The sequence below is a fragment of the Streptomyces sp. NPDC053750 genome, assembly GCF_044544295.1.
Taxonomy (GTDB): domain Bacteria; phylum Actinomycetota; class Actinomycetes; order Streptomycetales; family Streptomycetaceae; genus Streptomyces.
This window is the reverse complement of record NZ_JBITXB010000057.1, coordinates 1-3010: the sequence shown is the minus strand read 5'-3', so window position 1 is coordinate 3010 and position 3010 is coordinate 1. Positions and strand designations below refer to the sequence as shown.

The 3010-nt window shown below is 73.7% G+C and carries 1 protein-coding gene; it reads right to left on the bottom strand.

Annotated features, from left to right (window positions below; all coding sequences use genetic code 11):
* Window positions 1-3010 (bottom strand): type I polyketide synthase (locus tag ACIGO6_RS41540; RefSeq protein WP_399886002.1); only part of this gene is annotated, 3010 nt, incomplete at both ends.

The following is a 3010-nucleotide window of genomic DNA, read 5'->3' as shown; positions in this document are numbered from 1 at the left end:
CCGGCTGCACCACATCCACCCGCTCCAACGCCCCCACATCCCCCAGAACGTCGGACAACTCCCAGTCCACGAACGGACTTAATGCCTCACCACACACCCGCAACTCATCAGCAAAGGCCGGCACCGACTCAGCCAGCTCCACCGCCATCCCCACCCACTGCGACCCCTGACCCGGAAACACCCACACACCACGCGGCGCTGTCTCGCCCGTTCCCGTGACGACGCCGTGGACGTCGGGGGTGCCGGTCGCGCAGGCGTCGAGGGTGCGGAGCAGGTCGTCACGTCCGGTGGCGAGGACGACGGCCCGGTGGTCGAAGGAGGACCGGGTGACGGCAAGCGTCATCCCGAGGTCGGCCAGGCCGACCGGCCCGGTCGCCCGCCGTTCCGCCAGGAACGTGCTCAACCGGCCGGCCTGGGCGCGCAGAGCGGCTTCCGTCCTGCCGGACAGGACGATCGGCACGGGTCCCGTGGTCTCTTCCGGGTCGGCGGGCTCCTCCGGCGTGGGCGGTGCCTGTTCCACGATCACGTGTGCGTTCGTCCCGGAGACGCCGAAGGACGACACACCCGCCCGCCGCACCCGACCCTCGGCAGCGGTCCAGACCCGTTCCTCCGTCAGCAGCTCCACCGCACCCGAGGACCACTCCACCCGACTCGACGGCACCTCGGCGTGGAGCGTCCGGGGCAGCACCTCGTTCCTCAGTGCCATCACCATCTTGATGACACCGGCCACGCCCGCGGCCGCCTGCGCGTGCCCGATGTTCGACTTCAGCGAGCCGAGCCACAGCGGTTCACCACCCGCACGGTCCTGCCCGTACGTGGCCAGCAGCGCCTGCGCCTCGATCGGATCGCCGAGCCGCGTACCCGTCCCGTGCGCCTCGACCACGTCCACGTCACCCGGCGTGAGCCGCGCGTTGGCCAGCGCCTGCCGGATCACCCGCTCCTGCGACGGCCCGTTCGGCGCCGTCAGACCGTTCGACGCGCCGTCCTGGTTGACCGCGCTGCCCCGCACCACCGCCAGCACCCGATGACCCTTGCGCCGCGCGTCCGACAACCGCTCCACCAGGAGCATGCCGACGCCCTCACCCATCCCGAAACCGTCCGCGCCGTCCCCGAACGCCTTGCAGCGGCCGTCCGCGGCCAGGCCGCCCTGTCGGCCGAACTCGCCGAAGACTCCGGGGGTGGCCATCACGGTGGCGCCGCCTGCGAGGGCGAGGTCGCACTCGCCCTGGCGCAGGGCGGTGGCGGCCAGGTGCAGCGCGACCAGGGAGGACGAGCACGCCGTGTCCACGGTGACGGCCGGGCCCTCCAGGCCGAAGGTGTACGAGAGCCGGCCCGAGGCGACGCTGGAGGCGCTACCGGTGACCAGGTAGCCCTCGAGTTCCTTGGGGATGTCGGCGCCCTGGAGGCCGGCGTAGTCCTGCCGGCTGGCGCCGACGAAGACGCCCGTGCCGCTGCCGCGCAGCGTCCCCGGGTCGATACCGGCCCGCTCGAACGCTTCCCAGGAGGTCTCCAGGAGCAGCCGCTGCTGCGGGTCCATCGCCAGCGCCTCACGCGGCGAGATCCCGAAGAACCCGGCGTCGAAACCGGCCGCGTCGCCGACGAAGCCGCCCCTGCGGGTGTACGTCGGGTCGTCGCCGTGGGCGGTGGCGCCGAGGTCCCAGCCCCGGTCGGCCGGGAACCCGGCGATGGCGTCACCGCCTTCGACGACCAGGCGCCACAGCTCTTCGGGCGTGGTGACACCGCCGGGCAGCCGGCAGCCCATGCCGACGATGGCGATCGGCTCGTCCGCCGTCACGGCGGTCCGGGACGTGGTCCGGGCGTTCCGGGCCGTGGACGCCGCACCGCCGGCCGGTCCGGCCAGGCTGGTGACGAGGTGCTCGGCGAGCACCTGCGGTGTGGGATGGTCGAAGACGAGGGTCGCGGGCAGCCGCAGTCCGGTGGCCGTGGTCAGCCGGTTACGCAGCTCGACCGCCGTCAGGGAGTCGAACCCGGCCTCCCGGAAGGGCCGGTCGGACGCCACCTCGTCGGCCGACTGGTGTCCGAGCACGGCGGCGGCGTGCTGCCGTACCAGGTCGGTCAGGGCGCGCAGCCGTTCCGTCGCCTCCAGGGCGAGGACGCGCTGGAGCCCGGACGGTGACGCGTCCGCCTGTCCAGCGGCGGCGGCCCGGCGCGGCGGGGTACGCACCAGGTTCTGCAGGATCGCGGGCACGCCGCCGTCCCGAGCCCTGGCGCCCAGTGTCTCCAGGTCCAGGCGTACGGGGACGAGGTGCGCCGCGCCGCTGGCGAGAGCCGCGTCGAAGAGACGGAGGGCCTGGTCGCCGGCGAGCGGTTTTATGCCACCGCGTGACATGCGTTCCAGGTCGCCGGCGCTCAGGTGCCCGGTCATGCCGCTGCTCTCCGCCCACAGGCCCCAGGAGAGGGAGGCGGCAGGCAGTCCGGCGGCGCGGCGGTGGGCGGCGAGGGCGTCCAGGAAGGCGTTGGCCGCGGCGTAGTTGCCCTGACCGGGGCCGCCGAGGATGCCGGAGGCTGCGGAGTAGACGACGAACTCGGCCAGGTCGTGCCCGCGAGTGAGTTCGTGCAGGTTCCACGCGGCGTCCGCCTTCGGACGCAGGACGGTGTCGAAAGCAGCGGGGGTGAGGCGTTCCACGGTCGCGTCGTCCAGGACGCCTGCGGTGTGGACGACGGCGGTCAGCGGGTGTGCCGGGTCGATGCCGTCCAGCACGCCGGCCAGGGCGTCCCGGTCGGCCGCGTCGCAGGCGGCGACCTCCGCGTGGACGCCAAGGCCGGCCAGCTCGGTCACCAGCTCGCCCGCGCCGGGGGCGTCCGCGCCGCGCCGGCTGAGCAGTATCAGCCGCCTTGCCCTCCAGGAGGTCACCACATGGCGGGCGACGAGCGCGCCCAGCGTCCCGGTGCCGCCGGTGATGAGCACCGTCCCCTCGGGGTCGACCGGCGCGGGCACCGTCAGCACCACCTTGCCCACATGCCGGGCCTGACTCAGATACCGGAACGC